The organism is Stenotrophomonas sp. P5_A8, from assembly GCF_056400545.1.
The window spans coordinates 1-2403 of record NZ_JBFULB010000455.1 but is presented as its reverse complement, the minus strand read 5'-3'; the positions used below and the strand labels follow the sequence as shown (position 1 = coordinate 2403).

Here is a 2403-nt window from a genome sequence, read left to right as displayed (position 1 = left end):
CTTCGGACCGGCCCTTGATTCGTCGAGGGGTCAAGGGACACCGGTCCGCTGCAAGGCGGGTGAGGAAAGAGTTCCGGTGGCTTCCGTCTGCAGCCAGTGACAGAAGGCGTCTGTTGCGCTTTTACGACGTGCGGCGAGCGGGCGGACCGCCCAGAACGCATACGCATTAGGCAGGCTGCCGTCGAAGGGCCTAACAAGCCGTCCTCGCCGCAGATCTTCTTCTACCAGGGGAGCCAATCCCAACGCAACGCCGTGCCCGTTGACCGCTGCCTCCTGGGCTAGATAGATACTGGGAAACAAGGGGCCGGCGTTAGCGGATACGCCCTGCAAGGCAGCCGCCTGCAGCCACGCCGCCCAATCGGGAACGCCCGGACGTCCTTCAGCGCTTTGATCATGGATGAACGCGACATCGGCGAGATCGGCGGGCGATGCAATCGGCTTGCCATCCTTCCGTGACGTGCCCGGGGCGCACACCGGAAACACCGGGGCGTCCATCAACTTCTCGACCTGCACGCCCGGGTATGTCCCCAGGCCGTATCGGATCGCGACATCAACTTGGTCCTGGCCAACGTCGACCAGCTGATCGGTCGTCAAAAGCCGAACGTGGATATCCGGGTGGGCGTCGTGGAACCGATGAAGCCGGGGCGCCAGCCACTTCGCGGCGAAAGACTCCATGGTGCTGACGCGCAGGTGGCCGGGTTCAGCCGGTGCGGCTCGGTCCAGTGCGAGATCGAGCATCCCGAAAATCTCAGTGAGCGACGCCGCAAGGGCGGCGCCCTGCGGGGTGAGCGTCACCGTACGATGGCCACGCTCGAAGAGCTCGGTGCCCAGGTGGGCCTCGAGGCGTTTGACCTGGTGGCTCACCGCGGCCGGTGTGACAAAGAGCTGGGTGGCCGCCTTCTGGAAGCTCAAGGAACGTGCAGCGGCCTGAAACGCTCTCAACGCAGTGAGGGGAGGGGCGTGGCGCGGCTTCATCAGGGGGTTCCTGCCAGCACGGATGGCCGATCTTATCAGGTTAGTTTTACTAATCTGAAGGTCAAATCTTCTCGTTTGTCGGCGTCTGTCCGTCCGTCAATCATGGCGGCCTCCATTCAAAGGGTAGCCGACATGCATCTGAAACCGCTGGGTCCGGACGTGTTCTTGTGCGTCGGCGAGGACCACCAATCCGTTGCAACCGTGTTCCTCGATGGCAATGACGCGCTGCTGGTGGATGCACTCGGAAGTGCGGCCGACGCGGCTGCGTTGCGCGTGCTGATCTGCGACGAGCTGGGGAAAACGGTGCGCGTCATCGTCGCCACCCATTTCATGAGCGACCACATCGCGGGGCTCTCGACCTTCCCCGATGCCATGGTCATCGCGCACCGCAACTACCGCCACACCTTCCTGTCACAGAACCGCCGTGTCGACGCGTTTTACTGCGAGCCGCAGGTGGTGTTCGACAGCGCGATGCGCATCCGCTGGGGCCGCCATGAGCTACGCCTGCTGCACAATCCCGGCAAGACGATGGATCACATCAGCGTGGATGTTCCCACCGCCGACTTGGTCTGCGTGGGCGACAACATCGTGGGCAACATCGTCTACCTCTCAAAGGCCGATCCGGTCCAGATTCGAACGGCCATTGGTCGGGTGAAGCAGTTCGGGCGCGGCACTGTCATCGGTGGGCACATGGGCCGCTTTGACGCCGCCGTGCTCGACAACGCACTGCACTACCTGGACCGGATCCGCCAGAACGTGGTGGCGATACGCGCGCAAGGCGAGGGTGCATCGCTGGCGTCCCGGTTGGCCACCCTTCGGATCGGGGATTGCCTGGCGCCCGGCGTCGAGGCAAGCGCGTTCGAAACGGCGTGGCATCTGCACAACCTGGAGGCCATCGAATCCCAGGGCATCTTTGAGCTGGACACCTACCTGGCCCGTTCGGCGGATGTCGCATGAGCGGCGACGTGACAGATGGCGCACGCATGGGCCGTCGCGTCTTTCTTTCCGGCCTCGCCGCTGGCGCCACGGCCGCGCTGTTGCCGGTCTCCCACGCCGTCGCACGGCCAGCGTCGGACGACCTGCGGATTCAGCGCCTTGCCTGGGCGGGCATTCGCCTGCAGCTGCCAGGCTCAACCTTGCTGATCGACCCCCTGACCAATGCTGCGGAGTGGGGCAGGGCACTGCCGGACGTCCTGGTTCCCGTTGAGGGCGGGGTGGGCGACACGACGGTCTTGCTGACGCACGTCCACTCGGACCACTTCGACGCCGGTGCGGTGGTCCAGGCGCTGCGGAACGGCGGTAGCTTGATTTACCCCGAGGGGACCCATCCGCTTCCCGTCCCTGGAGGCGCCAGGGCACGTCCCGCAACGCTTTGGGAGCCGCAGTTGCTAGGTGTCTTCACAGCATCGGTGGTGCCCGCCTCTGACG

General features: G+C 64.8%; 3 protein-coding genes. 2 read left to right on the top strand and 1 reads right to left on the bottom strand.

What is annotated here, in order from left to right; translation table 11 throughout:
- Positions 1-30 precede the first annotated feature (30 nt).
- Entirely contained in the window at positions 31-975 is a 945-nt protein-coding gene (gcvA, locus tag AC1DQP_RS19480; protein WP_478052299.1) for a transcriptional regulator GcvA, read from the bottom strand.
- On the opposite strand from gcvA, the gene AC1DQP_RS19475 reads away from it, so the two are divergent.
- Together AC1DQP_RS19475 and AC1DQP_RS19470 are read left to right on the top strand one after the other, a co-directional pair.
- Positions 961-1932: an MBL fold metallo-hydrolase gene (locus tag AC1DQP_RS19475; RefSeq protein ID WP_457319641.1), complete on the top strand. Its 972-nt coding sequence runs from the start codon at positions 961-963 to the stop codon at positions 1930-1932. The two genes, gcvA and AC1DQP_RS19475, sit on opposite strands and share 15 nt — an antisense overlap.
- Positions 1929-2403: MBL fold metallo-hydrolase (locus tag AC1DQP_RS19470; RefSeq protein ID WP_478052298.1), on the top strand; the 475-nt coding region annotated here is incomplete at its 3' end. The genes AC1DQP_RS19475 and AC1DQP_RS19470, both read left to right, overlap by 4 nt.

Bases quoted from the DNA above. Each gene is read 5' to 3' on its own strand.
- gcvA (WP_478052299.1), bottom strand. From the start codon at position 975: ATGAAGCCGCGCCACGCCCCTCCCCTCACTGCGTTGAGAGCGTTTCAG.